This window comes from Dactylosporangium sp. NPDC000521 (genome assembly GCF_042898305.1).
GTDB lineage: Bacteria > Actinomycetota > Actinomycetes > Mycobacteriales > Micromonosporaceae > Dactylosporangium.
Genome location: NZ_JBIAYW010000017.1, coordinates 112,501 through 137,731, shown reverse-complemented (window position 1 = coordinate 137,731; position 25,231 = coordinate 112,501). Strand labels below are relative to the sequence as shown.

Below are 25,231 nucleotides of genomic sequence, written 5' to 3'. Positions count from 1 at the left end.
CGCGCTGCCCGCGCTGCCCGCGCTGCCCGCGCTGCCCGCGCTGCCCGCGCTGCCCGCGCTGCCCGCGCTGCCCGCGCTGCCCGCGCTGCCCGCGCTGCCCGCGCCGCCCGCGCCGCCCGCGCTGCCCGCGCTGCCCGCGCTGCCCGCGCTGCCCGCGCCGCCCGCGCCGCCCGCGCCGCCCAAGTCGTGCCCGCTGCCCGAGCCATGCGCGCCGCTTGCGGTGCCCGTGCCGCCCGTGCTGCCCGAGTCGTGTGCGCTGCCCGTGCCGCCCGTGCCGCCCGTGCTGCCCGTGCTGCCCAAGTCCTGCCCGCTGCCCGAGGCATGCGCGCCGCTTGCGGTGCCCGCGCCGCCCGCGCTGCCCGAGCCGTGTGCGCTGCCCGACCTGCCTGTGCCGCCCGCGCCGCCCGTGCTGCCCGAGTCGTGCGCGTTGCCCGACCTGCCCGTGCCGCCCGAGCTGTCCGTGCCGTCCGAGTCGCCAGCGCGGTCCGCGGTGGCCGCGCCGTCAGAGGCGACCCGGAACGCCAGCCGGGTCTTGCCGACCCCACCCGGCCCGGTCAGCGTGACGAGCCGGTGATCACGCAGCAGCGCCGAGACCTCGCCGGTCTCCCGTCCCCGGCCGACGAGGCTGGTCAGCGGCGCCGGAAGGGCCGGCGTGGCGCGGGCCGGGCGGCGCAGCGCGGCACCGGCCTCGACCAGCGCCGCTCGGTCGGCGACGCCGAGCTTGCGCAGCAGCGCCGCGACGTGGCTCTCAACGGTGCGCACCGACAGGTGCAGCCGCTCGGCGATCTCCCGGTTGCGCAGCCGCTCGCCGACCGCGCGCAGCACCTCCGCCTCGCGATCGGTGACGCCGGCCGGACGGTCCTGCCCGTGGACGCTCATGCCCGCATTCTCCCCGGCGGGTCTGACAAAACTCCGTAGGAGGTTCCGTGCTCAGTACGGATGACCCGGCAGGGCCCGTCGGCGAAGCTGGTGCAGTCAGTACATCACCGGACGCAGCGACTGGAGCACCATGGACACCACAGGCTTTCTCGCGACCCCCGAGACGACCGCCGAAGCGCAGCGGCTGTTCGACGACGACGTCGCCGAGCTCGGGTACGTCATGAACAACTCCCGCCTGTGGGCATACCAGCCGGAGACGCTGTCGGGCCTGTTCGAGCTGCTCGGGAAGGCGAACGCCGGCGACCGGCTCAGCCTGCGGCAGCGCGGCATCCTCGTCACCGCCTGCGCGTCGGCGTTCGGCGACTCGTACTGCGCGCTCGCCTGGGGCGGCAAGCTCGCCGGGCTCAGCGAACCGGAGACCGCCGCCGGGGTGCTCACCGGCAGCGATGCAGGGCTGAGCCCCGAGGAGCGAGCCATGGCCGGCTGGGCGCGCAAGGTCGCCCGCGACCCGAACGGCACCACCGAGGCGGACGTCCAGCTGCTGCGCGCCGCCGGCTTCAGCGACTCGCAGATCTTCACGATGACGGTGTTCGTGGCGCTGCGGCTGGCGTTCTCGACGGTCAACGACGCGCTCGGCGCCCGCCCGGACCAGGCCCTGCACGCCTCGACCCCCGCCGCCGTCCGCGACGCGGTGACCTTCGGCCGCCCCGTCGCCGATTGACGGGCACCGTCATGGCCTCGACCCGCGACGACTCCAGCCGCAACGGGGTGGACGTCGTCGCGCTGTTCGCCACCGCCGACGCGGTGCGCGCCACCCCGGCCGCGGCCGCGGTCCAGTTCCGCGCCCACAACGAGTGGATCAGCGGCACCCACAACCGCGGCACGATCCACGACTACTCCGCCGCCGGCGAGGAGCGCACGCACGAGCGCACGTTTCAGTTCGACGCCGACCACCCGGCCGTCCTCGCCGGCCGCGACAACGGCCCGACCGGCCCGGAGCTCGTCCTGCACGCGCTCGCGTCCTGCCTCACCGCGGGGCTGGCGATCGTCGCCGCCGCCCGCGGCATCCGCCTCACCGAGGTCCGCTCCACCGTCACCGGTGACCTCGACCTCAACGGCGTCCTGGGCCTCGACCCGGCGGTCCGCAACGGCTTCGGCCAGATCACCGTCCACTTCACGGTCACGGGCGATGCCCCCGCCGACCAGCTGCGGGAGCTGGTCGAGCACTCCCGGGCCCACTCCGCCGTCCTCGACGCCCTCACCAACCCCGTCCCGGTCACCATCGAGATCGCAACCGGTTGACCCGGCCAACGCGTCCACCCGGCTACAGAGCCCCATCACGACAGGAACCTTCCGCATGTGGACATCACCGTTGGTCCCCGCTGCGACACTTCGCCCCTGGGCGGGCCCGTCGTAGCGGCCCCGCGCGTGCACCGGACCGTCAACCGCCCCGCACCCCGGTGCGGCGACGCTGGTGTGTCGAAGCTTCGCCGGGGGAAGGACGACGCAGGATGGCCGCGATTCTGATCGCCGAGGACGACCCGGCCGAGCGCGACGTCATGTCGTACCAGCTGGAACAGGCCGGCTGCCGGGTGATCGCGGTCGCCGACGGCCCCGCCGCCCTGGCAGCCGCCGCGACCGGCGGGGTCACGGCGGTGGTGGTCAAGGAACGCCTGCCCGGCGTGAGCGGCCTGCAGCTGTGCCGTTCCCTGCGCGGCGAGGCCCGCACCCACGACCTGCCCATCCTCGTGCTGGGCCCGGCCGGCACCGAGGACGAGGCGGTCGACGCCTTCCACGCCGGCGCGGACGACTGGCTCGCCGAGCCGGTCCACCCGCACGAGTTCGTCCTGCGCGTCCAGGCGCTGCTGCGCCGCTGTGACCACCACCCGCTGCAGGTCCCGGTGTACCGCCCGCGGCATGCCGCGTGAACCGTTCAGCGCAGCAGAACGTTCGCGCCGACGGTGCAGAGCACGGACACCACCAGCGACACCAGGATCATGATGAGGCAGCCGAGACCACCACCCAGCGGCCGCACTTCGACCTTGCCGATTCGCATGCCGGACCCGTACCCCGCTCGCGGACCGGCCAACCGGCTCAGCTCACCCGCTGACGGCTCGACCCGCTCGCTGCTGCGGTACGCGGCTCACTGGGACCCGTTCGACGGGTGAGGTCACACCGCCCAGGACGGGACGATCTGGGCGAGCCGGGCCGGGTCGGTCAGCGTGTCGATCCTGGTGATGACGCCGCCGGCGACGGTGAAGGCCATGACCGTCACCGGGCGGCCGCCGACGGCGACGAGGACGCCGGGGACGCCGTCGACGAGGGCGGGGTGGACCGCGGCGTCGGGGCGGGCGAACGTCGTGGCCTGGGTGGCGACGGCGGTGGCGCCGCGGATGAGGGTGCCGGACGCGTGCAGCTCGATGTCGGGGGCGAGGACGGTCAGGAGCCCGGCGACGTCGCCCCGGCCGGCGGCGGCGAGGAACGCGTCGATGACCTGCCGGGCGGCGGCCCGATCGCCAATCTGTGAGCCGGCCTGTGAGCCGGCCTGTGAGCCGGCCTGTGAGCTGGGATGTGAGCCGGCAGAGGGGCGGCCGAGGCGGACGCGGGAGCGGGCGCGGCTGGCGAGCATCTTCGTGGCCGCGGTGCTGCGCCCGAGGACGCCGGCGATCGTGTCGAACGGCACGTCGAACACGTCGTGCAGCACGAACGACACCCGCTCCGCCGGCGTGAGCGCGTCCATCACGACGTACAGCGCGAGACCCACCGACTCGGCGAGCATCGCCTCGCGCTCCGGGTCGGCGTCATCGGAGAGCGAGCCGACGAGCAGTTCCAGCGGCTCCTCGCCGCGCCGGCCACGGGCACGCAACGCGTCGAGGCAGATCCTCGAGGTGACCGTGGTGAGCCAGCCGCGCAGGTCCTCGATGCCGTCGGACCCCGTCCGGGCCAGGCGCAGCCACGCCTCCTGCACGGCGTCGTCCGCGTCGGCGTGGCTGCCGAGGATGCGGTACGCGACGGCGTGCAGATACGGACGGTGGGCATCGAACTCGTCGGTCACGGCGTTCCCTCCATGCGGTGTCACCACCACGACGTCCACGGGACCGGAAAGGTAACGCGTTACCTTCCGGCGGCGGCGGACGTCGCAATGACATGACGACACCACGAATCCAGAACGCCGCGACCCAGCCCGACATCACCGCGGCTATCCAGCACCTGTACAAGCAGGTGTACGCGGGAGGCGTACCGCGGCAGACCCTCGAACTGGTGCACCTGCGGGCGAGCCAGATCAACGGCTGCAGCGCCTGCGTGGACGCCGGGGGAGTGAGCGGTGCCAAGGCGGGCATCGGCACCGACAAGCTGCTCGCCGTCGCCGCCTGGTACGAGCACCCGGCGTTCGACGACGCCGAGCGGGCCGCGCTCGCGCTCACCGAGGCCGCGACCCGGCTCGCCGACCGGCCGGGCGCGGTCACCGACGAGATCTGGGCCGAGGCCTCGGAGCACTACGACGAGCGCCAGCTGGGCGCGCTGGTGCTGATGGTCGCGGTCACGAACTTCTTCAACCGGATCAACACCACCCTGCGGGTGCCCGCCGGCACCAGGTGGGAGTGACGCCCGGAGCACACCCGGATCACACGTCGCGGGACGGCTCCGGCTCGGACTGCTGCTCGTGCCGCGGGCCGGCGACGAGCTCGCCGGCCACCGCCTCGCCGTCCTCGATGTCGGCCTCGACCTGCGGCTGGCTCACCCACAGGGCGCGCATCTGCTGCTGCATGAACGAGGTGAGGCGGGACCGGTACTCGTGGTCGAAGCGCTCCAGGGCCTCGATCTGCTGCTGCAGGGCCTGCCGCTTGGCGGTCAGGCCGCCGACCACGTCCTCGTAGATCTGCTCGGCGCGCTGCTTGATCTCGTGGGCGCTGGCGCGGGCCTGCTGGATGATTTTGTCCGAACGGTCCTGCGCCTCGGCCAGGACGTCGGAGGCGTTCTGCTCCGTCTCGGCGGCGAACTGCTCCGCCGACTGGGCGATGCTGTCGGCCTGCGCCCGCGCGTCGGCGATGATCTTCTCGGCCTCGGCGCGCAGCGCGTCGGCGCGCGCCTGGGCCTTCTGCACGATCTGCCCGGCCTCGGCGTGGGCGCCGGCGCGGATCTGCTCGGCCTCGCGCTTCGCGCCGTCGAGGTGCTCCTCGGCGGTGCGCTGCGCCATCGTCAGCACCTGCAGCGCCTGGTGCTGCGCGTTGATGGAGCTCATGTCGGGGCGGGGCGCCTGCTGCTCCGCGGTGTTGTTCAACGTCGCGTGACCGTTCGCGAGCCGATCGTCATACGGTCGCATCCCGTGCTGCTGCGTCATGGTCCCTGCCCTCCTCGGTGGTGATTCCGCATTCCGGCCGCGAACCGGCAGCGAGCGGGGGCGGGTGCAGAATGCCACGCGGACAGTACCCGAGAAGCCGCCGGAAGTCAGCACCCGTGGCTACCGACGGTCGCCATCGCCTCCGGTGCCGTTGACTCGATCATCGGGGAATGTGCATGCGGTATCTCGCGCTCGGCGCGCTCGAGGTCCTGGCAGACGGGGGAGCGCGTCGACCTCGGCAGCCAGCGGCAGCGCACGGTGCTGGCCGCGTTGCTGCCGGAAGCCGACAAAGCCGTGCGGCTCGATCGGCTCGTCGAGGCGCTCTACGGCGAGGAGCCGCCGTCGACGGCGCGGGTGCAGGTGCAGATCCGCGTGTCGGCGCTGCGGCGTCTGTCCGCTACGCACGGTGATCCTGACGCAGGCTCAGGGGGTACCGGCTGCGCATCGGCGACGGCGAGCTGGACCTGTGGCGGTTCGAGGAGGCGCTGCGCCGGGCGCGACAGGCGAGCTCCGTGAACCGCGCCACAGAGGCCGTCGCAGGCTACCGGGAGGCGGCGGCGCTGTGGCGCGCCCCCCGCGTTCGCCGTGCACCGGTGGCGGACCGCTTGTCGTCGTGACGCGACGCAGCACTTTCGAAACCGGTCACGGCGGTCGCGGGACAGTCATTGTGCCGGACCTGACCTGTGAGTGTTTGACGGTCCGCCGGCCGGGCACGGCGACAACGACAAAGTCAACGACAGGGTCAACGACAAGGGTCAACGACAAGGTCGACGGATGGGCGGTGGCACGGTGGTCAGGTTCGGGTACACGCTGATGACGGAGCAGAGCGGGCCGAAGGACCTGGTCCGCTACGCGGTGCAGGCCGAGGAGGCCGGCTTCGACTTCGAGGTCTGCAGCGACCACTACTCGCCGTGGCTCACGGAGCAGGGCCACGCCCCCTACGCCTGGTCGGTCCTGGGTGCCGTGGCGCACGCGACGTCCCGGGTGGAGCTGGCCACCTACGTGACCTGCCCGATCCAGCGGTACCACCCGGCGGTCGTCGCCCAGAAGGCGGCCACCCTGCAGCTGCTGTCCGACGGCCGGTTCATCCTCGGCCTCGGCGCCGGCGAGAACCTCAACGAGCACATCACCGGCGAGGGCTGGCCGCCGGTCGCGCAGCGGCAGGACATGCTGGAGGAGGCCGTCCAGATCATCCGCGCCCTGCACACCGGCGAGCTGGTCACCTGGGACGGCGACTACTTCCGTGTCGACTCCGCCCGCATCTGGGACGCGCCGGACGGCGGCGTGCCGCTCGGCCTCGCCGTCTCCGGCGAGAAGTCGGTCGAGCGGTTCGCCCCGCTCGGCGACCACCTCATCGCCGTCGAGCCCGACGCGGACCTCGTCTCCGGATGGTCGCGGGCCCGTCCGACCGGCGCCGCGGCGTCCCGCGCGATCGGCCAGATCCCGATCTGCTGGGCGCCGGACAAGCAGCAGGCGATCGACCTCGCCCACGAGCAGTTCCGCTGGTTCGGCGGCGGCTGGGCCGTCAACGCCGACCTGCCCACGCCCGCCGGGTTCACCGCCGCCAGCCAGTTCGTGCGGAAGGAGGACGTGGCCGGCTCGATCGCCTGCGGGCCCGACCTCGACGAGCTCGCCGAGAGCGTCAAGCCGTACTGGGAGGCCGGCTTCACCGACGTCGCCGTCGTCCAGGTCGGCGACGCCCTGCAGCAGCGCTTCCTGGACGAGGCCGCCGCCCCCTTGCTCGACCGGCTCCGCACCCTCGCCAAGTGAGCGAGGCGCCTCGCCAGTGAGCGAAGCACCTCCCGCCAGTGAGCGAAGCGCCTGATCAGAGATGAGAGCGAAGCGCCCGATCAGAGAGGTGAGCGAAGCGCCCGATCAGAGGTGAGCGAGGCGCTCGCCGGCCAGGTCACGACGGGACGCGGCCCCAGGCGGAGATCATGGGGGAGGTGGTGAGGTCGAGGAGGCCCGCCTCGATGTTGGCCAGGTGCTGGTCGATCTCCGCGTCGGTGGCGAGCCCGGCCCGGGTCAGGGAGCCGCGGATCTGACGGGTCGTGGCGTGCTCCAGGGCGGCGCAGGCGGGCCCGGTGACCGGGAAGTACGCGTCGGCCGCGACGTCGACGAGGCCCGCCTCGCGCAGCAGGCGCGGCAGGGTGCGGCCGTACGCGAGGTCCACGCCGCGGGCGGCCATGAGCGTGCGGAAGTCGTGCTTGAGCTTGTTCGCCAGGCGTTGGGGCGGGCCGGACTCGTCGGGGCAGACGAGGGGTTGCAGCGACGGGTCGGCCTCCTCGAGCAGAAGCCAGCCGCCGGGTCGTACCGACGCGGCCATCGCCGCAAGGGCACGGGCGCGCTGCGGGACGTGGACCAGCACCAGGCGGGCGTGCACGAGGTCGAAGCGGTCGTCCGGCGGCGGGTCGACACCCACGTCATGGCGGCGGACCTCGTAGCCGGCGCCGCTGCCGGACCCGGTCCAGGAGACGTCGATGTCGGTGGCCAGGACGTGCCCGGCAGGGCCGACGCGCGAGGCGAGCCAGGACGGCACGCCCGTGCCGCCGGCGCCGACCTCCCAGCACCGCCAGCCCGCACCGATACCCAGCGCGTCGATGTGGCGGAACGTGGACGGGTCGAACAGCGCCTCCAGGGCGGTGAAGCGGGCGCCCGCCTCCGGCTGCTGGTTGTCGAGCAGGTACCCGCCGCCGTCCGTCACGCCCGCATCATCGCATCACTCGTCGATGTTGATGGGATTGTGCTGCCCTCCACCGGGGGTTTCCGCGCCGGGCGTGGCGCCCCTGGGGTCGATCTCGCCGTCGTAGTTGTAGACGGTGTACGACGTGCCGTCGTGCTGCCGCTTCTTGCTGGTCAGCACGTACTTGTGGATGAAACCGTCGATCTCGATCTCGACGACGGCGGAGCCGGGCGAATGGACCACTGCCCCGTCCCGCGGCCCGCCGACGAGCAGAATGTCCTGGTTCGTGTCGGTGGTCATACCAGGCTCCTACCCGGCGGGTGAGCAGGAAAACGTCCAGCCGGGCGGACCAACCGGCACCGGGCGCCGGAAGGTCAGCCGGCGGCGCTGCGGATCGCGTCGCGGACCCGGTCGGCGACCGCGAGGACCGGCCCGGCGGCCAGGTTCGCCTTCGCCGACTCGGTGCCGGGGTGCGGGCGGGCCGGGGCGACGGCCTCGGCGGCCTTGAGCGCGGTGGCGAGGGTGCGCAGCCGCTCCGCCGGCACATGCTCCCGCAGCAGCGGGAACTCGGAGCGCTCCTCATGCCGGGCATGTTCGAGCACGGCGTCGCGCAGCAGCAGGATGCCGGCGTCGAACCGGTCGGCGTCCACGCCGCCCTCGACCAGGACGGTGAGGGTCTCCTTCGCCTGACGCTCCTCGGCGAGGCGGTCGTCCACCATCGCGGCAGGTCGGTGATCTCCAGGGCCTGGCCGACGTCCCGGCCGGTCGCGGATCGACGGGCGTGACCCGGTCGCCGGCCACGGCAGGTTGATGAACCGATGGTCACTTCTCCCGGCGCGTCCGCCGGGGCGGCCGTAGAGTGGGTCGGTGCCGCCAGCCGCTCTCGCCTGCCAGGTCGAGCTCTCGCCTCCGCTGGCATATGTGACGGTGAAGGGTCGCATCGACCCGCACACCACGCCCGAGCTGCGGCGCAGCGTGCTGGGTGCGCTCGCCGCCGAGCCGGATGCGGTCCTCATTGACCTGGCCGGCGTCACCGGCACCGAGCCGATCGCGTTGACCGCGTTCGTGCCGCTCGCCCGGGCGGCCGCCGCGTGGCCGGGCGCCGACCTCGTCCAACACTCCGCGTCGCCGGCCCTGGCCCGGGAGCTCGAGGACCTCGCGATCGGCCGGCACGTGCCGCTCGCCGCGGACCGGGCGGCGGCGGAGGCGCTCGCCGCGGGGCGGAGCCGGCCGGTGCGGGTGCGGTGGGAGATCTCCGAGGGGCCGGAGTGTCTCGCCGGCGCCCGCGACGTGGTGCGGATGCTGTGCGCGCGGGAGAGGCTGAACGCGCTGGCCGAGCACGCCGAGCTGGTCGTCATGGAGCTCGTCGTCAACGCGCTGGAGCACGGCGCCGGACCGCGCACGGCGTGGGCGTCGGCGCACCGGCGCCGGCTGCACCTGGCGGTGCGCGACCACTCCCCGGCGATGCCCCGCCTCGGCGGCGGGGGCGAGGCGGAGGCCGGCGGCGGCCGTGGGCTGGTGATCGTCGAGGCGTTCACGAGCGCGTGGGGCGCCACCCCGACCTCCGACGGCAAGATCGTGTGGTGCACGCTCGGCGGATAGCGCCGGAAGACTACTCGGTCAGGCGGCGGCGCAGCGTCGCCAGCGACTGGCGCAGCAGGGGTGACACGTGCATCTGGGAAAGGCCGACCAGCGTGGCGATCTGCCCCTGCGGGAGGTTGCCGTAGAAGCGCAGGCTCAGGATCCGCTGCTCGCGCTCCGGCAGCTGCGCCACCAGCACCCGTAGCGCCTCCCGGTGCTCGACCAGGTCGAACGCCGGGTCCTCGCGGCCGACGAGGTCCATCAGGGTTGTGTCGTCCTCGGCGCCGGCGGCGGGCAGGTCCAGCGACAGCGGCTGGTGGCCGTTGCACGCGCCGAGCATCTCGACGATCTCCACCTCCTCGGCGCCGAGGTGCGCGGCGAAATCGGCGCCGGTCGGCGCGTGCCCGAGCAGCTGGGTCAGCTCGTCGCGGACCTTGTTGACCGACAGCCGCAGCTCCTGCAGCCGGCGCGGCATCCGGATGCCGGTCGTGCGGTCCCGGAAGTGCCGCTTTATCTCGCCGAGGACCGTCGGCGTCGCGTACGCGCCGAACTCCACGCCGTGCGCGGGGTCGAAGCCGTCGACGGCCTTGACCAGGCCAAGCGCCGCGACCTGCGCCAGGTCGGCGGCCGGGCTGCCACCGCCGCTGTAGCGTCGCGCGAGGCGGTGGGCGGTGGGCAGGCACAGCTCGATGACCTCGTCGCGGCCGCGGCGCCGGGTGGGGTCGTCAGCGTCCAGCTCGTGCAGCCGCGTCAGCAGGTCAGTCGTGTTCGCGGGCCATTCGCCGTGACTGACGCGCATGCCGTCGAGCTCGACGGGTTCCCGTTGCCGCCGGTGTACCGGCCAGGCCAGCTCGTCGTAGACACCCAGTTGCTTGGCGACGCCGGTGACCTCGAGGGCGGCCAGGGCGGTGCCGCCGGCCTCCGCGAGCCGCAGGTCGCCGCCGACGTGCTCGGCGCGGCTCTGCAGATACAGGAGCAGCTTGATCGAGGCGGCGTCGAGCAGGCGCAGCCCGGACGCGCCCACGACGATCTGGTGCCGGTGGTCGTCCAGCAGCTCGAACACGATGTGCCGCAGGTACGGAATCGACGCGTAGTCGAGGATGCCGGTCAGCTCGATGAGGTCCTCGTCGTCCCTGGACGACAGGGCGATGGTCAGTTCCACGACGTCGCCGGTGGGATTCGCCTCCGTGATGCGGCCATGTGCCGGGCTCCTCCCTGTTTCGTTATGCCCCTGTCGTACCCCCGGGAGGTGAGCGCGAACCGCGGCTGACTGTGGCTTCCTGCGCTCCTGACGGATCCGATGTCGCCGTGTGCGGCGGCCCGGCAGGTCGTGTCGCCGGAACGCCGTCGGACCGAGCGCGACGCGCGCGCCCGCCTCCGACGGTAGCGGATCGCCGGCCATCGGTTCAGGCGAATGGTCACCAGCAATCCGAACGGACGAGCCCGCGTAGCGGCCCGGGCGGCCCACCACGGCGAACGTTTCCGGGTGATTCGCGGGGGTAGCGGATTGCGCACACCCCTGGAAGGGAATCGGACATGAGCGCACCCACCACCGGCCGGCCTCTCGCCGTCGTCACCGGCGCCAGCAGCGGCATCGGCTACGAGCTGGCGAAGCAGTTCGCCCAGCACGGCTTCGACCTGCTCCTCGCCGCCGAGGACCCCGGCATCGAGCAGGCCGGTGCCGACCTGCGGCGCGACGGCGGCGCCCAGGTGCGCACCTGCCAGGTCGACCTGGCCACCTACGACGGGGTCGAGCGGCTGTGCCAGGACATCGCCGCGACGGGCCGGCCCGTCGACGCGATCGCCCTCAACGCCGGCCGTGGCGCCGGCGGCGACTTCACCCGCGACACCGACCTGCGCGACGAGCTCAACATCATCGACGTCAACGTCACGTCGACCGTCCACCTCGCCAAGCGGGTGCTGCCGGACATGGTCGGCCGCGGCGCCGGCAAGGTCCTGTTCACCTCGTCGATCGCGGCCACGATGCCGGGCTCCTACCAGGCGGTGTACAACGCGTCGAAGTCCTTCGTGCAGTCCTTCGCCGAGGCGGTCCGCAACGAGCTCAAGGACACCGGCGTCACCGTCACCTCCCTGATGCCCGGCCCCACCGACACCGCCTTCTTCGAGCGCGCCGACATGACCGGCACGCGCGTCGGCGCCGGCAGGAAGGACGACCCGGCGAAGGTCGCCGAGCAGGGCTTCAAGGCCCTCATGGACGGCGACGACCATGTGGTCGCCGGCTCCTTCACGAACAAGGTCGAGGCCGTCGCCGGCAAGGTCGTCCCCGACACCGTCAAGGCCGAGATGCACCGCAAGATGGCCGAGCCGGCTCCGCCGACTGACCGGCGCCAGGACGGCCCCAGTGCGGACCCAGAGCGGACCCAAAGCGGACCCAGGGCGGACCCAGGGCGGACTCAGCCCAGGATGCGCGCGGCGCCGAAGCCGGCGGCGAGGGCCGACCCGGCGGCGAAGCGGTCCGGTGAGAACTGCTCGAGCCGCGGGTCGGGGTCGCCGGTGAGCAGCCTGGCCACGTGGTCGCCCCACACGGGTGCGAGCTTGAAGCCGTGCCCGCTGGTGCCGGCGTCCACGTAGACGCGCTCGGTGACCCGGCCGGTGACCGGCTGCCAGTCGGGGCTGACGTCGTACAGGGACGCCCAGCCGCGGTCCGCCGCCGCCCGGGCCCGCACCGGTGCCCGCCGCGCCGCGCGGGCGGCGAGCCACGCGAACTCGGCGCCGGTGACGTCGGCGGAGAAGTCGTCGGGGTCGGTGGCGACGGTCGGGGCGAGCGGGCCGAGCAGGAAGCGGTGCGCGCCGGCCGGCCTGGAGTAGTACCCGTGCTGGACGTCGATCAGCACGTACGGGACCGCGTGCGGGGCGGCCTCCGGCGGGTGCGCCAGGCCGGCGACGACGTGGCGCTCCGCGGTCAGCGGCAGCGTGACGCCGACCTGCGTCAGCAGCGGCGCGGTCCACGGTCCGGCGGCGACCAGCAACTGCCCGACCTCGTGCCGGCTCTGGTCGGCGAGCACGACCTGGACGGACCGCGGTCCTTCGTGAATGCCCCGCACGGCGGCGTGCTCCAGCAGCGTCGCGCCGTGTCGTACGGCCGCGGCGGCGTACCCGAGCGCGGTGCGGTACGGGTCGGCGTACCCCGCGCGCTCCTCCCACACGCCGACCGCGGTCCCGTCGAGGTTCAGGTAGCTGAAGCGCGTCGCGAGATGGTCGGTCAGGATCTCGTGGTCGCCGCCGGTGCCGCGGACGTCCGCCAGGTCGTCGGGGCCGTGCAGGTACAGGCCGCCGGTCCGCACGTAGCCGCTCTCACCGCCGACCCGGTCGGCGAAGTCGGCGAGCACGGCCGTGCTGTCGCGGGCGACCTCGGCCAGGAACCGGTTGGTGTAGTAGGACCGCACCACTCCGCTGGCCCGGCCGGTCGGCCCCCCGGCCCGCGTGCCGCGCTCGAACACGACCGTCGACACACCCCGCCGGGCCAGGTGATACGCGGCGCTGAGGCCGTGCACCCCCGCGCCCACGATCCCCACCTCATGGAAACTCACGGAAGTAATCCTATCTCTTGAGTAGGAAATCCGCTACGCTGGTCCGCATGGCGCTCGCAGGACAGCTCACGGGGCACGCGGCAGTCACCCACCTCGCGAACCGGGTGATCCGGTTCGGCCACCGCCTGATCGGTTTCGGCGTGGCTCGGGCGGAAAGTTACCCGGCGGAGCACTGCCCGCCCGCCCTTCCCGATGCGGCGGTGTGGGCCGAGATGGCGTCGGAGCTGCGGCTGCGCGCCCTGAGTAGCACGGAGCTGTGACGATGGAGACGTGGGATGCGGTGCGGTCGCGACGCAACGTCCGCAAGTACGGGCCGGACCCGGTGCCGGCGGAAGACCTCCGGCGCATCGCCGAGGCGGCCTGGCGGGCGCCGTCCGCGTCCAACCAGCAGCACTGGGACTTCGTCATCGTCACCGACCGCGAACAGCTGACCGAGCTTGCGACCGTCTGGCCCGGCGCGCAGCACATCGCCACTGCGGCGGCCGCGATCGCCCTGGTGCTGCCGGACGCACCGGACGAGCGGACCCGCCTCACCGACCGGTACGACCTCGGCCAGGCGACCTACGCCATCCTCGTCGCCGCCGCGGACCTGGGCATCGGCACCGGCCACGCGGGGGTCGGCGACCAGGAGAAGGCCCGCAAGATCCTCGGCGTGCCCGACGGTCACACCGTCGCCTACCTGATTGGCGTCGGCTACCCCGCCGACCGGCCGCTCCGGCCGCTCCGCGCCCCTGCCCGCCGCCCGTTCGACGAGGTCGTCCACTACGGCACCTTCAGCTCCCGTTCCTGAAGCCGCCCCCTCCTGAAGGCCGCCCGTTCCTGGGCCGCCCTTCCGGAGCCGGGGTAGCGTTCCTCCGGTGGACGGCGGGGCGGTGAAGGTCTGGACGGTCGGGCACGGTGCGCGGCCCGTCGAGGCGCTGCTCGACCTCCTCGTCACGGCCGGCGTACGCACGCTGGTCGACGTGCGCCGGTTCCCCGGGTCGCGCCGGCATCCGCAGTACGGCCGGGAGGCCCTGGCCGAGGCGGTGACCGGCGCCGGGCTGCGGTACACCTGGCAGGGCGAGACCCTCGGCGGGCGGCGGCGCTCCACCCCGGGCTCCCGGCACACCGCGCTGCGCAACGCCGCGTTCGCCGCGTACGCCGACCACATGGACACGCCGGTGTTCCGCACCGCCCTCGACGACCTCGTCGATCGGGCCGCGACCGAGCTGCCGGCCGTGCTGTGCGCCGAGACGCTGTGGTGGCACTGTCACCGCATGCTCGTCGCGGACGCGCTCGTCATGCGGGGTGCGGCGGTCGAGCACCTGGTCGACGCCGGCACCCGGCAGGCGCACCGCCTGACGCAAGGAGTCCGCCGGGACGAGGACGGCTGGCCCGTCTATGACGATCAGCAGACGTTGCCCGGTTTGTGATCCGCACCGTCCGGACCCCTGCCGTGCCCGCTCGCGTCGACCACCGTGGAGCAGCGCCGGACGTGGTGCGGATCGGCACCGTGCGTCACGACGACGGTGAGGCGCGGTCAGCCATGTGGCACGGCTGCCAACGGCCGGATCGGCGGCGAAACACCAGGTCGTTGACAGGCTGTACACAGGAAGCCGGGGCAGTCTGAGTTCCAGTCGAGCACCATGATCGAACTGGAAGGACACTCAGCGTGCGTCGCACTATGAAGATCAGCCTCGCCGCCGCCGGCACCGCCGCGGCCGGCGCACTCCTTTTCGGCGTCCCCGCGATCGCCGCCACCACGGCGCCGTCCCCGTCCGCCAGCGGCTCCACCGCCCCCGGCCACCAGCGCGGTGGCGGTGCCCACACCGCCGTGACCGGTGACGAGCTGGCGAAGGTGACGGCCGCGATGAAGGAGAAGGACGCGTCGGTGACGGTGAAGGGCGTGCGGAAGGATTCGGACGGCTCCTACGACGTGTTCGGCACCAAGGACGGCGCCAAGGTGATGTACGAGGTGAGCGCAGACCTCAAGACCTTCACCGCCAGGACCGGCAAGGGCGACCACGACGGCAAGCGCGGCGGACACGGCGGCACGGCCGTGACCGGTGACGAGCTGGCGAAGGTGACGGCCGCGATGAAGGAGAAGGACGCGTCGGTGACGGTGAAGGGCGTGCGGAAGGATTCGGACGGCTCCTACGACGTGTTCGGCGCCAAGGACGGCGTCAAGGTGATGTACGAGGTGAGCGCAGACCTCAAGACCTTCACCGCCAGGACCGGCAAGGGCGACCACGACGACCGCAGTGGCAAGGGCGGCAAGGGCGGCGAGAGCGGCGGTGGCAGCGGCGCGAAGCCCACCGCCACCGCCAGTCCCACGAGCTGAGCCGGGCCGGCACCCGCGTCAGGAGCCGGTGACACGGGTGCCGGGGGTGTCGCCGGGCAGCTGGCTCGCGTCGCCCTCCAGGACGTGCAGCGGGGTGGTCGCCATCACCTCGCCGCCGGCCGTGTAGGCGGTGACGACGGCCGGGGTGCCCGGCGGGACGGTCGTCTCACCTGACCCGGAAGCGTCCAGCGGCACCTGTACGGGCGCCCCACCGCCGGACGTGACGGTGACGGACGCCGCACCCGGCGGGGCGACCACGACCACCCGGTCGGTCACGGTGTCGCCGTGGCCCTCGGCGCGCAGCCGCCACGCGTACGGCCGCTCGAAGGCGCCGTCGGCCGGCACGAGCAGGCGCAGGTCGAAGCTGTGGACCCTGTCGTTGCCGTGGAAGGCCCACACGACGACGCCGCCGCCGGGGGGCTGCAGGGTCAGCAGGCCGGCGGGCTGGCCGTTCACCGTGCCGGTCCACAGCAGCCTGAGGGTGACGTCCTGCGGGTACAGCCGGCTGGAGTGCAGTGCCGTGGCGGTGAACGTCAGGAACACCCGAGGGTCCAGGCCCGGCCCGCGGGCGCCGCGTGCGGCGGCGTCGAGCATCTCCGGCGTCGGGTCCTCGGACTCGCCGGGCCGGCCGGACCAGCCGCCGGTCAGGGGGCCGGAGTAGTACAGCGCGCCGTCGACGGTGACCCGCGTGGCGACCTCGGGCTGCCGACCCGGCGGCAGCACGACCGACGCGACACCGCTGCCGTCGGTGGAGGTGGCGAGCGTCCGGCGGACGACGGTGCCCTCGGCGGTGTAGACGGCGCCGCCATTGATCGTCACCGCTGCCCCCGGTGGCCCGACGACCAGGGCGAAGCCGCCACCGGTCACCGTGCCGTCGAACAGCGTCGCGACCGGCTCGCGGGCGTCCATGGTCCCGTCGAACATCATGCGGTCAGGTGCGGCGCCTGCCGGGCCGCCGTACCGGGCGATCGTCCAGGCGCTGACCAGGCCGAGACGCACCCGCAGCAGGACGAACGCGAGCCGGTGCCCGGCGATGTCGCCGGCGAACACGATCCGGATCGCGCCGCGGTCCGCGACCTCCCACAGTCCCTCGGGCTCCGTGATGTACGGGATCTGGCGGCGCAGCCCTTCCAGCCAGGCGGCGTCGCCGGCGAGGCTGCCGCGGGTCGGCCCGGCGGTCAGCCGGGAGGGTGCGGCCGCGACGGCGACGGCCGGCACCCAGCCCGGCAGCGGGACCACGTTGGTCTGTACGCCGATCAGGATCGCCAGGACTGCTGCGACCGCGGTGGCCGTCCGGCGCCGCCGCACCCGCCGGTGCGCCGACTCCCGTGCCGCGAAGCGCGGCCAGGGGTCCTCGGGCGTGGTCATCCTGGCCGCCTCACCGGCCAGGGCATCGTGCAGTGCTGTCGTGACGTGGTCGGTCATACCGGGTCCTCCTGCAGGCTGGTGGGGGCGACGTGGGCGCGGAGGCGGGCGAGCCCGCGGGACGCCTGGCTCTTCACCGAGCCGGTCGAGCAGCCGAGCGTGGCCGCGATGTCGGCCTCGCTCATGTCCTCGAAGTACCGCAGCACGAGGATCGCCCGGGTCCTCGGCGGCAGCCGTCGCAGCGCCGCGACGAGCTGCTGGCGGTCGTCGACCCGGCCGTACGGGTCGTCCGCCGGTGTGTCGTCGGCCGGTAGCAGCGGCACCTCGGCGAGGCGTTTCCGCCGGCGCCACGAGATGGCGGTGTTGACCATGGCGCGCCGTACGTACACCTCGGGCGCGTCGGAGCGCAGGATCCGGCTCCACCGCCGGTGCGCCTTCTCCAGCACCGACTGCACGAGGTCCTCGGCGACGCCGCGGTCGCCGGTCAGCAGGAACGCGGTGCGGGTCAGCGGCCCCCACTGCGCCGTGACGAACGACCGGAAGCCGTCATCGTGCTCACTCATGACGAGTACGACGCCTTCCGTGCCCAATCCGGTTGAGCGCGGCCGCTCTTGACACCAGAAGTGTTATCGCTAACATTTTCGGAAAGTCACGCATCGACGGGCGTCCGCCACCCGGCCGTCGATGACGCCCCTTCGTCGTCATGCGCAGTGATCGGTCGTCCGCGCCGCCAGGCCGCGCGGCGGCTGTCCGCGGCGCTCAATGTGAGCGCTCACAAGCATTCCCGCAGAGAGGTCTGCCATCGTGCACCTTCGTCGTCGTACCTTCGTCCAGCTCACCGGGTTGTCGGCCGCGGCCGCCGCGGTCGGGGTCGCCGCCACGCCCCGGGCGGCGCTCGCGGCGAACAGCGCCTACGTCTTCGTGTACTTCACCGAGACGCCGAACATGAGCGGCGCCAACTACGGGCTGCACGTCGCGGTGAGCACCGACGGGCTCAACTGGGCGCCACTGAACCAGAACAACCCGGTCGTCACCCCGACCGCCGGCACGCTCGGGCTGCGCGACCCGTTCATCCTGCGCAAGCAGGACGGCACGTTCGTCATCCTCGCCACCGACCTCAACGGCACCGACTTCGGGCAGAACAACCAGTACCTGCACGTGTGGGACTCGGCGGACCTGACCAGCTTCACCGGCTACCGGCGGATCAAGATGCACAACCTGGCGACCCACACGTGGGCGCCGACCGCCTTCTGGGACGCCTCGCGCGGCCAGTACGGCATCGTCTACTCCGCCAACAACGGCAGCGACGTGTTCATGGTCAACTACACGTCGGACTTCCGGACCGTCAGCGCCAACCAGGTGTACTTCAGCCCCGGCTTCTCCGTGCTCGACGGCGACATCGTCGTGGACGGCTCGACGTTCTACCTGTACTACAAGAACCTCGCCAACGGGCTCACCTACGGCGCCCGCTCGTCCACCGGCGCCCCGAACAGCTACACCACGTACACCGCCGGGCTGAAGCAGGGCGGCTCGATGGAGGCTCCGATGCTGGTGAAGGCCAACAGCGGCTCCGGATGGTGGCTGTGGGGCGACTCGTTCAGCCCCGTCAACAACGACTACTACGCCTGGTCGACCAGCAACGTCGGCGGCGGCGCGTGGACGGTGCTCAACCAGCGCGACTACACCCCGCCGCTGAACGCGAAGCACGGCGCCATCGCGGGCATCACCACCGCCGAGTACAACGCGGCGGTCACCCGCTGGGGGCTGCCGGGCTGGGTGCGGCTCAAGTCGTCGAACTTCCCCGACCGGTACGTGCGGCACGCCAACAACGTCGCCCGGATCGACCCGTACCCGTTCGACCCGTACCAGGACCAGCTGTGGAAGCTGGTGCCCGGACTCGCCGACAGCACGGGCGTGTCCTTCCAGTCGGTGAACTACCCGACCCGCTACCTGCGCCACTACAACTACGAGCTGCGCCTGGACGCCAACGACAACACCGCCGCGTTCCGCGCCGACGCCACCTTCTTCCGCACCGCCGGCCTGGCCGACCCGACGTGGTCGTCGTTCCGCTCGTACAACTTCCCCGACCGCTACCTGCGGCACGCCAACTATGTGCTGCGCATCGACCCGCTGAGCGCGTCGTCGAGCGCCACCGACCGGCAGGACGCGACCTTCAAGGTCACCTCGTGAGACGGGTGCTGCTGCTGGCCGCGGCCGTCCTCCTCGCGGCGTTCGTCGCTCCTGTACGGGCTGAGGCCGGCCCGGCGTTCACGAACCCCTTGAACAGCTCGGGGCCCGACCCGTACATGACCTGGTACAACGGCAACTACTACCTGATGACCACCCCGTGGAGCGGCCCGCTGACGATGCGGAAGGCGCCCACGATCGCCCAGCTGAAGACGACGACACCCACGGCCGTGTTCAGCGCGCACGCCGCCGGACGGGACCGCAACGTCTGGGCGCCGGAGTTCCACCTGCTCAACGGCCCCAACGGGCAACGCTGGTACATCTACTACTCGGCCGGCAACGGCGACATCGAGGGCCAGCGGGTCCACGTGCTGGAGAGCGCCGGCCTGGACCCGATGGGCCCGTACACGTACAAGGGCATGGTCTTCGGGTCGAACAACTGGTGGGGGATCGACGGGAGCGTCGTCACCATCAACAGCCAGCTCTACTTCATGTGGTCCGGGGTGCCGACCGTCCTGTGGCGCGACAGCGACCCGCACATCTACCTCGTCGCGATGAGCGACCCGTGGACGGTCACCGGCGCCCGCACCGCCATCTCCGCGCCGATCCTGGACTGGGAGCGGCAGGGCACCCCGATGAACGAGGGGCCGGTCGCCATCCAGCACAACGGCCGCACGTTCATCACGTACTCCGCGAGCGCCTGCCAGGGGCCGGACTACAAGATCGGGCAGCTGACCTACACCGGCGGTGCCGTGCTGTCCGCGTCGTCGTGGGTGAAGAAGTCCACGCCGATCTTCCAGCGCAACGACGCCGCCGGCGTCTACGGCCCGGCGCACCACGGGTTCTTCAAGTCCCCGGACGGCACCGAGGACTGGATCGTCTACCACGCCAACGCCGCCGCCTCCGACGGCTGCGGATCCACCCGTACCACACGGATCCAGCGCATCAGCTGGAACGCCGACGGCAGCCCGAACCTCGGCGTCCCGGTCGCCACGGGGACCGTGCTCGCGCCGCCGTCAGGTGAGCCCGCCGGGCCCGCAGTGACGACGTGGCGGCTGCAGTCCTACAACTTCCCGGACCGCTATGTGCGGCACGCCGACTACGACGCCCGCATCGACCCCAACGTGAGCCCCGCCGCGGACTCGCAATGGCGGATCGTGCCGGGGCTGGCCGGCGGCGCCGGCTATGTGTCGCTGGAGTCCACGAACTTCCCCGGCTACTTCCTGCGCCACGCCAACTACGACTTCGCCCTCGTCCGCAACGACGGCAGCGCCGCGTTCGCCGCCGACGCCACCTTCCGGCAGGTGGCCGGCCTCGCCGACGCCGCCGGGGTGTCGTTCCAGTCGTACAACCACCCCGACCGGTACCTCCGCCACTTCAACTACCTGCTGCGCCTCGACCCCATCAGCACGGCGACCGCCCGCGCCGACGCCACGTTCCGGCTCGTCGCGTGAAGCGCCTCCTCACCCCGACTCTTAGGACCTCGATGCGAAGATTCCTCCACCGGGCGGTCGCGGCGCTGTTCACCGCGAGCCTGCTGTTCGCCTTCCCGAAGCCCGCCGCCGCGCTGGACCCGTTCACCGGCTACCTGATGGCCCACTTCACCGGTGAGTCGTCCACTGCCCAGCAGATCTACCTCGCCCACAGCAAGGACGGCCTGCGCTGGACCGACCTGAACAACGGCGGTCTCGTCCTGCGCTCCAACGTCGGCACCCAGGGCGTCCGCGACCCCGCGCTGGTCCGCTCGCCGGCGGGGGACCGGTACTGGATCATCGCCACCGACCTGTGCATCGGCTGCGGGCAGGACTGGCCGACGTCCATCAACAACGGCAGCCGCAACCTCGTCGTGTGGGAGTCCACCGACCTGGTCAACTGGTCCGCGCCGTGGCTGCTCAACGTCGCCGGTGCCATCCCCGACGGCCGCAACGCCTGGGCGCCCGAGGCGATCTGGAACCCCGCCACCAACGACTACGTCCTCTACTGGGCCACGAACGTGCCCCTGAACGGCGCGACCAAGCACCGCATCTACTACGCCCGCACCTCGAACTTCCGCACGATCACCACGCCGCAGCCGTACATCACGCGCCCCGGCAGCCAGGAGATCATCGACACCCAGATCGTCGAGGTCCCCGCCGGCGTCGGCAACTACCGCTACGTCCGCACGTCCGGCGACGGCCAGATCACCATCGAAGGCAGCAACTCGATCCTCGGCACGTGGACCACGCTGGGCAACCTGTCCGGCATCGGCCTCACCGGCTCCCAGGTCGAAGGCCCCATGTGGGTCAAGTTCAACACCGGCAACTCCTGGGCGCTCTACCTCGACCAGTACGCCTCGGGCCGCGGCTACCTGCCGGTGCTGACCGGCAACCCGTCCAGCCCCGCCGCCTACCAGCTCCCCGCGTCCGGCTCCTACAACATGGGCGGCACCAAGAAACGCCACGGCGCCATCCTCAACCTCACCGCCGCCGAGGAGAGCCGCGTCCTGGCCCGCTGGCCCAGCACCACGACGATCAACCGGCTCCAGTCGTACAACTTCCAGGACCGCTACGTGCGGCACGCCGACTTCGACGTCCGCATCGACGCCTCGGTCTCGCCCGCCCAGGACGCCCAGTTCCGCCTCGTCCCGGGCCTGGCCGGCACCGGCACCGTCTCCATCCAGTCCGTCAACTTCCCCGGCTACTACCTGCGCCACTACAACTACGACTTCGTCCTCGCCGCCAACGACGGCACTACCACCTTCGCCGCCGACGCCACCTTCCGCCAGGTCGCCGGCCTCGCCGACGCGTCCTGGACGTCTTTCCAGTCGTACAACTTCCCCGACCGGTACATCCGCCACAGCAACTACCTGCTGCGCATCGACCCGGTCACCACCGCCACCGCCCGCGCCGACGCCACCTTCCGCATCACCACGTGAGACCGGTGGCCGGCGCCCCACCGCCAAGGGGCGCCGGCCACCGCCCGTAAGGTTGCCCGGTGCCTGCCGAACGGTTCCGCATCGCCGCCGCTGTGTACGGCATCCTGCGCGACGACGACCGGGTGCTGCTGCTGCGGAGGGCGGGGACGACCTTCCGGCACGGGCAGCTGAGCCTGCCGGCCGGGCACCTCGACGGCGGCGAGGACGCGCGCGCCGGGCTCGTGCGGGAGCTGCGGGAGGAGCTGGGCATCGAGGCCGACCCGAGCGGCTGCCGCCTGGCGCTGCTCATGCACACCGCCCCCGAGGACGCCGACGACCAGGAGTACTTCCACCTGTTCTTCACCGTCGACCGGTGGACCGGCGACCCCGTCATCAACGAGCCCGGCAAGTGCAGCGAGCTGCGCTGGGCCGACGCCACGAACCTGCCGCCCGACGTCGTCGACTACGTCGCCGAGGCCCTGACCGCCATCGCCCGCGGCGAGACCCTGGCGCTGCGCGGCTGGTGACGGGTCCCGTAGGGTCGTTCTGTGACCGTTGTGGGCATGGATGCCGACTGGGCCTGCGGGCGGTACCTGGACGGCCTGCTCCACGGCTCCGCACCCGACCGCGCCGAGCTGGTCGCCGGCATCAGGGAAGGCGCGGCCCAGCACGCGCTCCGGTCCGCGGGCTACCCGGTGGCCGAACGCGTCGACCTCGCCCGCGATCTGGCGTTGTGCTGTGACGTCGACCGGTCGGCGTTCGCCATGGTCGGCGAGCTCCGCGACGGCCAGGTCACGCTCGCCGCCGTGCCCTGCTGAACAGCCGGCGGGCCGGCATAGAGCGGCTTCCATGCCGACCGGCATCGAGCGGCTTAACTGTCGGCCGGCATCGAGAGGCGTGGCGCGCTCAGGTGGTAAGGGCGGCGGTGAGGAGGGCCTGGGCGGTCCGGCGTACGGTCTCGGCGGCCTCGTCGCGGGTCTGACCGGCGATGTCGGTCAGCCAGATGAGGGTTTCGATGCCGGTCGCGGACCTGATGGCGACCGCGAGCGCGCGGAGGTCGACGTCGGGGCGGGTGTCGCGCAGCGGTGCGAGGGCGTCCTCGATCCAGCCGATCGCCCGGCCCTGCCGCAGCGCCGTCCGGCCGCCTGCCTCTTCGAGGGAGAGCCGCAGCGAGGTGCGCAACTGTGGCTCCCAGTCCATGTTGTACCGGCTGAACGCGGCCATGAACGCGTCGAGCCGTGCCCGGGGCTCCCGCGGTGCGTCGGGGCCGAGCAGCGAGTCCGGCGAGATCTGCGGGTGGGCCGCCATGAGCAGCGAGCGCTGGTTGGCGAAGTAGCGGTACGCGGTCGTGCGGGACACCCCGGCCCGCTCGGCGGCGTCCTCGACCTGCGGGGTCGAGCCCTCCGCGAGCAGCTGACGGGTCGCGTCGACGAGTGCCTGCCGGGTCCGTGACTTCTGCTGCGTCCTGCCTGTCGTCTCATATGGTACCGCCATGCTCATCATGGTACCGTAGTCCCATGAACGGTCAGGACCCGGTCGTCACCGACCCGAATCTGTACAGCGTCCTGTTCGAGAACGAGCGGGTGCGGGTGCTCCAGTACCGCGACCACCCGGGCGACAGGACCCACCCGCACCGCCACCCCGACAGCGTCATGGTCACGCTCAGCGCCTTCCAGCGCCGCGTCTCCAGCGGCGACCGCCACGCAGACATCGAGCTGCCCGCCGCCCAGGCCCGCTGGGTCGGCGCCCAGGAGCACACCGGGGAGAACATCGGCACCACCGACACCCACGCCGTCTTCATCGAGCTGAAGGAGCCGGCCGCCAACCCGTCCTCTGGACCGGCCCAGCTCGGCCCGTCCAACCACTGACCGCGTCGCGTCAGTCCTCGTCTGCCGCCCTGGCGTCGTGGACCGCGATGCACCGTGCGGCCAACCCGGCGATGTCCGGGTCTTCGGTGTAGATCGCGGTCCAGATCTCCTCTTCGAGGGCGATCGCCTCGGCCTCCCAGGGCGCCGGCGTGCCCGTGTTACCTGCCTCTCGCCACGCGGCGGCGCACCGCGCGACGTAGGCGGCCCCGTAGATCCGGAACATCGATTCGTCGGGCCGGAACGTCCAGGGTCGTGGTTCGTCGAACCGTCCGAAGCCCAGCGCCCGGACCACGGCGTACACCATGTCGTAGGCGTCGCCGTCGGCGGACAGTGCGGCCGGGATCGCGCCGATCGACGGGCGGAGCCCGCTGGACTCCGCCCAGCGCTGAAGGTCGGCGATGACGTCGTCGACGCTCCGTGCGGGCGGATCGGGAAAGTGGTCGAACGTCTCGCACCGCGGGCTGGGCTTCCGCAGGTGGAAGTGCGAGTGCGCGCCGTCGGGCGACATTAGGTAGACGTTGGCGCAATAGCCGTCGCTGACGTGTGCGCCGAACACGGGGCCGCCGGTAGCCGCCGCGAGCCGCCCGGCCGCCGCGGCGACGTCGGGCGTGTCCCATCCCTGCGTCTCCACGAGCTGCCAATCGCCGCCCAGCGACCGCAACTCCCAGTGCCTGTAACCGAACCCGGCCATCGCCGGCTCGAGGGTGAGCAGCCCCGGCGCCGCCGCGACGACGATCGAACCCCAGAAGTCCACCACCAGCATGGTAGATGCCGGTCGATCAAAGAATCACCGTGCGTCATGGACTGCGCTGGCGATGTCCTGCCGCAACAACGCGGCGGCTTCCTCGCGGTCGCACAATGTCGCCGGTAGTGCTGCCGACACTTCCACCAGGGCGCTGCGTGAACAGGCCACCGGCCGATCAACCGCGCCGCCCCACCAGTCGCTCATCGTCCGAATCCCGCCACGACCGACATGCTCCCAGAGCTTCAACGACTCATACGTGGGGCGGCTCGCGGAGGCCGACGCAGTCGTGGTCCCAGAAGGTGGCCGAGTAGACGAACGTGCCGGTCATCCAGGGCTCGTAGGCGGACAGTCGCACGACCTGGAAGCCCTGGTCGGGGATGCGCAGGGACGGCTTGCGGAAGCCGTGGTCGCCGGCGGGGGCGAAGCCGGCGCGGGAGTAGTAGCCGGGGTCGCCCTCCAGGAACACCAGCGGGACGCCGCGCTCGTCGAGCCGGCGCAGGCCGGCCTGGATGAGGGCGGCGCCGATCCCGCGGCGCTGCCGGTGCGGCGCGACGGCGAGCGGGCTCAGCGACTGCACCGCGACCAGCCGGTGCGGGGCGTCCAGCAGGCAGCGGCTGAACATGACGTGCCCCGCGATCTCGCCGTCCTCCTCGGCCACCAGCGAGAGGGTGGCGGGGTCGTCGCGGCGGAGGGCGTCCACCAGGCCGGCCACCGTGCCGCCGTGCCCGCCGCCGAAGGCGGCCCGGTGCAGCGCACCGACGGCGGCATGGTCGCTGGGCTGCTCGGTGCGGATCGGCATGGTCGGCAACGTAGCGGC

At 72.5% G+C, this 25,231-nt stretch carries 32 protein-coding genes and 1 pseudogene; 18 read left to right on the top strand and 15 right to left on the bottom strand.

Translation table 11 applies throughout. From position 1 onward, the window contains the following. A partial coding sequence (locus ACFY3L_RS40130) for a response regulator transcription factor (protein WP_389336882.1) occupies positions 1 to 879 on the bottom strand: 879 nt, incomplete at its 3' end. Positions 880 to 1,009: 130 nt separating this feature from the next. Here ACFY3L_RS40130 and ACFY3L_RS40125 point away from each other — a divergent pair. From ACFY3L_RS40125 to ACFY3L_RS40115, 3 genes are all read left to right on the top strand, one after another. Then, positions 1,010 to 1,600, top strand: coding sequence for a carboxymuconolactone decarboxylase family protein (locus ACFY3L_RS40125; protein WP_389336879.1), 591 nt, complete (start codon positions 1,010 to 1,012; stop codon positions 1,598 to 1,600). Continuing rightward, on the top strand, positions 1,597 to 2,181 hold the full coding sequence (locus ACFY3L_RS40120; RefSeq protein ID WP_389336876.1) for an OsmC family protein: 585 nt from the start codon (positions 1,597 to 1,599) through the stop codon (positions 2,179 to 2,181). Before ACFY3L_RS40125 ends, ACFY3L_RS40120 begins: the two co-directional genes overlap by 4 nt. Before the next feature lie 209 nt (positions 2,182 to 2,390). Then, positions 2,391 to 2,807, top strand: coding sequence for a response regulator transcription factor (locus tag ACFY3L_RS40115; protein ID WP_389336873.1), 417 nt, complete (start codon positions 2,391 to 2,393; stop codon positions 2,805 to 2,807). Between the two features lie 5 nt (positions 2,808 to 2,812). On the opposite strand, the gene ACFY3L_RS40110 is transcribed toward ACFY3L_RS40115, so the two are convergent. Beyond that, positions 2,813 to 2,935 carry a hypothetical protein gene (locus ACFY3L_RS40110; RefSeq protein WP_389336870.1) on the bottom strand — a complete coding sequence of 41 codons (123 nt, stop codon included), beginning with the start codon at positions 2,933 to 2,935 and terminating at the stop codon, positions 2,813 to 2,815. Positions 2,936 to 3,049: 114 nt separating this feature from the next. Further along, positions 3,050 to 3,934 (bottom strand): sigma-70 family RNA polymerase sigma factor, encoded by an 885-nt coding sequence (locus tag ACFY3L_RS40105; RefSeq protein ID WP_389336867.1) that lies wholly within the window; start codon positions 3,932 to 3,934, stop codon positions 3,050 to 3,052. A 92-nt stretch (positions 3,935 to 4,026) separates the two neighbouring features. On the opposite strand from ACFY3L_RS40105, the gene ACFY3L_RS40100 reads away from it, so the two are divergent. Further along, positions 4,027 to 4,485: a carboxymuconolactone decarboxylase family protein gene (locus ACFY3L_RS40100; protein WP_389336864.1), complete on the top strand. Its 459-nt coding sequence runs from the start codon at positions 4,027 to 4,029 to the stop codon at positions 4,483 to 4,485. Positions 4,486 to 4,504: 19 nt separating this feature from the next. Here ACFY3L_RS40100 and ACFY3L_RS40095 read toward each other — a convergent pair whose 3' ends face one another. Next, the gene (locus ACFY3L_RS40095; protein ID WP_389336861.1) at positions 4,505 to 5,221 is read right to left on the bottom strand and encodes a hypothetical protein; all 717 of its coding nucleotides are present in this window, start codon (positions 5,219 to 5,221) and stop codon (positions 4,505 to 4,507) included. A 437-nt stretch (positions 5,222 to 5,658) separates the two neighbouring features. Between ACFY3L_RS40095 and ACFY3L_RS40090 the strand changes: the two genes are divergently transcribed. Together ACFY3L_RS40090 and ACFY3L_RS40085 are read left to right on the top strand one after the other, a co-directional pair. Further along, entirely contained in the window at positions 5,659 to 5,838 is a 180-nt protein-coding gene (locus tag ACFY3L_RS40090; protein ID WP_389337070.1) for a BTAD domain-containing putative transcriptional regulator, read from the top strand. A 172-nt stretch (positions 5,839 to 6,010) separates the two neighbouring features. After that, positions 6,011 to 6,991: a TIGR03557 family F420-dependent LLM class oxidoreductase gene (locus tag ACFY3L_RS40085; protein ID WP_389337067.1), complete on the top strand. Its 981-nt coding sequence runs from the start codon at positions 6,011 to 6,013 to the stop codon at positions 6,989 to 6,991. Positions 6,992 to 7,127: 136 nt separating this feature from the next. Here the strand turns inward: ACFY3L_RS40085 and ACFY3L_RS40080 are convergent, their stop codons facing one another. From ACFY3L_RS40080 to ACFY3L_RS40070, 3 genes are all read right to left on the bottom strand, one after another. Continuing rightward, positions 7,128 to 7,925, bottom strand: a complete 798-nt coding sequence (locus tag ACFY3L_RS40080) for a methyltransferase domain-containing protein (RefSeq protein ID WP_389336858.1) — start codon at positions 7,923 to 7,925, stop codon at positions 7,128 to 7,130. A gap of 15 nt (positions 7,926 to 7,940) precedes the next feature. After that, positions 7,941 to 8,204, bottom strand: coding sequence for a hypothetical protein (locus ACFY3L_RS40075; protein WP_389336856.1), 264 nt, complete (start codon positions 8,202 to 8,204; stop codon positions 7,941 to 7,943). A 74-nt stretch (positions 8,205 to 8,278) separates the two neighbouring features. After that, positions 8,279 to 8,623, bottom strand: a complete 345-nt coding sequence (locus ACFY3L_RS40070) for a hypothetical protein (RefSeq protein WP_389336854.1) — start codon at positions 8,621 to 8,623, stop codon at positions 8,279 to 8,281. Positions 8,624 to 8,771: 148 nt separating this feature from the next. On the opposite strand from ACFY3L_RS40070, the gene ACFY3L_RS40065 reads away from it, so the two are divergent. Then, a complete protein-coding gene (locus ACFY3L_RS40065) occupies positions 8,772 to 9,506 on the top strand; it encodes an ATP-binding protein (protein WP_389336851.1) in 735 nt (244 codons plus the stop codon). Between the two features lie 10 nt (positions 9,507 to 9,516). Here the strand turns inward: ACFY3L_RS40065 and ACFY3L_RS40060 are convergent, their stop codons facing one another. After that, on the bottom strand, positions 9,517 to 10,647 hold the full coding sequence (locus ACFY3L_RS40060; protein WP_389336848.1) for a SigB/SigF/SigG family RNA polymerase sigma factor: 1,131 nt from the start codon (positions 10,645 to 10,647) through the stop codon (positions 9,517 to 9,519). Between the two features lie 374 nt (positions 10,648 to 11,021). Here ACFY3L_RS40060 and ACFY3L_RS40055 point away from each other — a divergent pair. Beyond that, positions 11,022 to 11,606: pseudogene (locus ACFY3L_RS40055) on the top strand (SDR family NAD(P)-dependent oxidoreductase); the annotation flags it as partial. A gap of 293 nt (positions 11,607 to 11,899) precedes the next feature. Here the strand turns inward: ACFY3L_RS40055 and ACFY3L_RS40050 are convergent. Then, positions 11,900 to 13,036: an NAD(P)/FAD-dependent oxidoreductase gene (locus ACFY3L_RS40050; protein ID WP_389336845.1), complete on the bottom strand. Its 1,137-nt coding sequence runs from the start codon at positions 13,034 to 13,036 to the stop codon at positions 11,900 to 11,902. A 47-nt stretch (positions 13,037 to 13,083) separates the two neighbouring features. On the opposite strand from ACFY3L_RS40050, the gene ACFY3L_RS40045 reads away from it, so the two are divergent. The 4 genes from ACFY3L_RS40045 to ACFY3L_RS40030 all read left to right on the top strand — a co-directional run bounded on the left by ACFY3L_RS40045 (position 13,084) and on the right by ACFY3L_RS40030 (position 15,356). Continuing rightward, positions 13,084 to 13,296, top strand: coding sequence for a hypothetical protein (locus tag ACFY3L_RS40045; RefSeq protein ID WP_389336842.1), 213 nt, complete (start codon positions 13,084 to 13,086; stop codon positions 13,294 to 13,296). Between the two features lie 2 nt (positions 13,297 to 13,298). Continuing rightward, positions 13,299 to 13,826, top strand: coding sequence for a nitroreductase family protein (locus ACFY3L_RS40040; protein WP_389336839.1), 528 nt, complete (start codon positions 13,299 to 13,301; stop codon positions 13,824 to 13,826). Between the two features lie 67 nt (positions 13,827 to 13,893). Beyond that, the gene (locus ACFY3L_RS40035) at positions 13,894 to 14,448 is read left to right on the top strand and encodes a DUF488 family protein (RefSeq protein WP_389336836.1); all 555 of its coding nucleotides are present in this window, start codon (positions 13,894 to 13,896) and stop codon (positions 14,446 to 14,448) included. Positions 14,449 to 14,687: 239 nt separating this feature from the next. Then, complete coding sequence (locus ACFY3L_RS40030; RefSeq protein WP_389336833.1) at positions 14,688 to 15,356, top strand: hypothetical protein; 669 nt, start codon at positions 14,688 to 14,690, stop codon at positions 15,354 to 15,356. A gap of 18 nt (positions 15,357 to 15,374) precedes the next feature. Here the strand turns inward: ACFY3L_RS40030 and ACFY3L_RS40025 are convergent, their stop codons facing one another. Then, positions 15,375 to 16,781, bottom strand: a complete 1,407-nt coding sequence (locus ACFY3L_RS40025) for a hypothetical protein (protein WP_389336830.1) — start codon at positions 16,779 to 16,781, stop codon at positions 15,375 to 15,377. Further along, positions 16,778 to 17,284, bottom strand: a complete 507-nt coding sequence (locus ACFY3L_RS40020; protein ID WP_389336827.1) for a SigE family RNA polymerase sigma factor — start codon at positions 17,282 to 17,284, stop codon at positions 16,778 to 16,780. Before ACFY3L_RS40020 ends, ACFY3L_RS40025 begins: the two co-directional genes overlap by 4 nt. A 241-nt stretch (positions 17,285 to 17,525) precedes the next feature. Between ACFY3L_RS40020 and ACFY3L_RS40015 the strand changes: the two genes are divergently transcribed. The 5 genes from ACFY3L_RS40015 to ACFY3L_RS39995 are packed head-to-tail and all read left to right on the top strand — an operon-like array spanning position 17,526 to position 22,619. Further along, positions 17,526 to 18,911 (top strand): glycoside hydrolase family 43 protein, encoded by a 1,386-nt coding sequence (locus ACFY3L_RS40015; protein ID WP_389336824.1) that lies wholly within the window; start codon positions 17,526 to 17,528, stop codon positions 18,909 to 18,911. Continuing rightward, positions 18,908 to 20,362, top strand: coding sequence for a family 43 glycosylhydrolase (locus tag ACFY3L_RS40010; protein WP_389336821.1), 1,455 nt, complete (start codon positions 18,908 to 18,910; stop codon positions 20,360 to 20,362). The genes ACFY3L_RS40015 and ACFY3L_RS40010 overlap by 4 nt, the downstream gene beginning before the upstream one ends. A gap of 32 nt (positions 20,363 to 20,394) precedes the next feature. Further along, entirely contained in the window at positions 20,395 to 21,822 is a 1,428-nt protein-coding gene (locus ACFY3L_RS40005) for a glycoside hydrolase family 43 protein (RefSeq protein ID WP_389336818.1), read from the top strand. Positions 21,823 to 21,881: 59 nt separating this feature from the next. Further along, positions 21,882 to 22,328, top strand: coding sequence for an NUDIX domain-containing protein (locus ACFY3L_RS40000; RefSeq protein WP_389336815.1), 447 nt, complete (start codon positions 21,882 to 21,884; stop codon positions 22,326 to 22,328). Between the two features lie 36 nt (positions 22,329 to 22,364). After that, positions 22,365 to 22,619 carry a hypothetical protein gene (locus ACFY3L_RS39995; RefSeq protein WP_389336813.1) on the top strand — a complete coding sequence of 85 codons (255 nt, stop codon included), beginning with the start codon at positions 22,365 to 22,367 and terminating at the stop codon, positions 22,617 to 22,619. Between the two features lie 88 nt (positions 22,620 to 22,707). Here the strand turns inward: ACFY3L_RS39995 and ACFY3L_RS39990 are convergent, their stop codons facing one another. Further along, entirely contained in the window at positions 22,708 to 23,295 is a 588-nt protein-coding gene (locus tag ACFY3L_RS39990; protein WP_389336810.1) for a TetR/AcrR family transcriptional regulator, read from the bottom strand. Between the two features lie 23 nt (positions 23,296 to 23,318). Between ACFY3L_RS39990 and ACFY3L_RS39985 the strand changes: the two genes are divergently transcribed. Beyond that, positions 23,319 to 23,669 carry a cytoplasmic protein gene (locus ACFY3L_RS39985; protein ID WP_389336808.1) on the top strand — a complete coding sequence of 117 codons (351 nt, stop codon included), beginning with the start codon at positions 23,319 to 23,321 and terminating at the stop codon, positions 23,667 to 23,669. 10 nt (positions 23,670 to 23,679) lie between these two features. On the opposite strand, the gene ACFY3L_RS39980 is transcribed toward ACFY3L_RS39985, so the two are convergent. The 3 genes from ACFY3L_RS39980 to ACFY3L_RS39970 are packed head-to-tail and all read right to left on the bottom strand — an operon-like array spanning position 23,680 to position 25,213. Continuing rightward, positions 23,680 to 24,423 (bottom strand): hypothetical protein, encoded by a 744-nt coding sequence (locus ACFY3L_RS39980; RefSeq protein WP_389336805.1) that lies wholly within the window; start codon positions 24,421 to 24,423, stop codon positions 23,680 to 23,682. Positions 24,424 to 24,456: 33 nt separating this feature from the next. Beyond that, positions 24,457 to 24,618: a hypothetical protein gene (locus tag ACFY3L_RS39975; RefSeq protein ID WP_389336802.1), complete on the bottom strand. Its 162-nt coding sequence runs from the start codon at positions 24,616 to 24,618 to the stop codon at positions 24,457 to 24,459. 46 nt (positions 24,619 to 24,664) lie between these two features. Next, the gene (locus ACFY3L_RS39970) at positions 24,665 to 25,213 is read right to left on the bottom strand and encodes a GNAT family N-acetyltransferase (protein ID WP_389336799.1); all 549 of its coding nucleotides are present in this window, start codon (positions 25,211 to 25,213) and stop codon (positions 24,665 to 24,667) included. Positions 25,214 to 25,231: the final 18 nt, after the last annotated feature.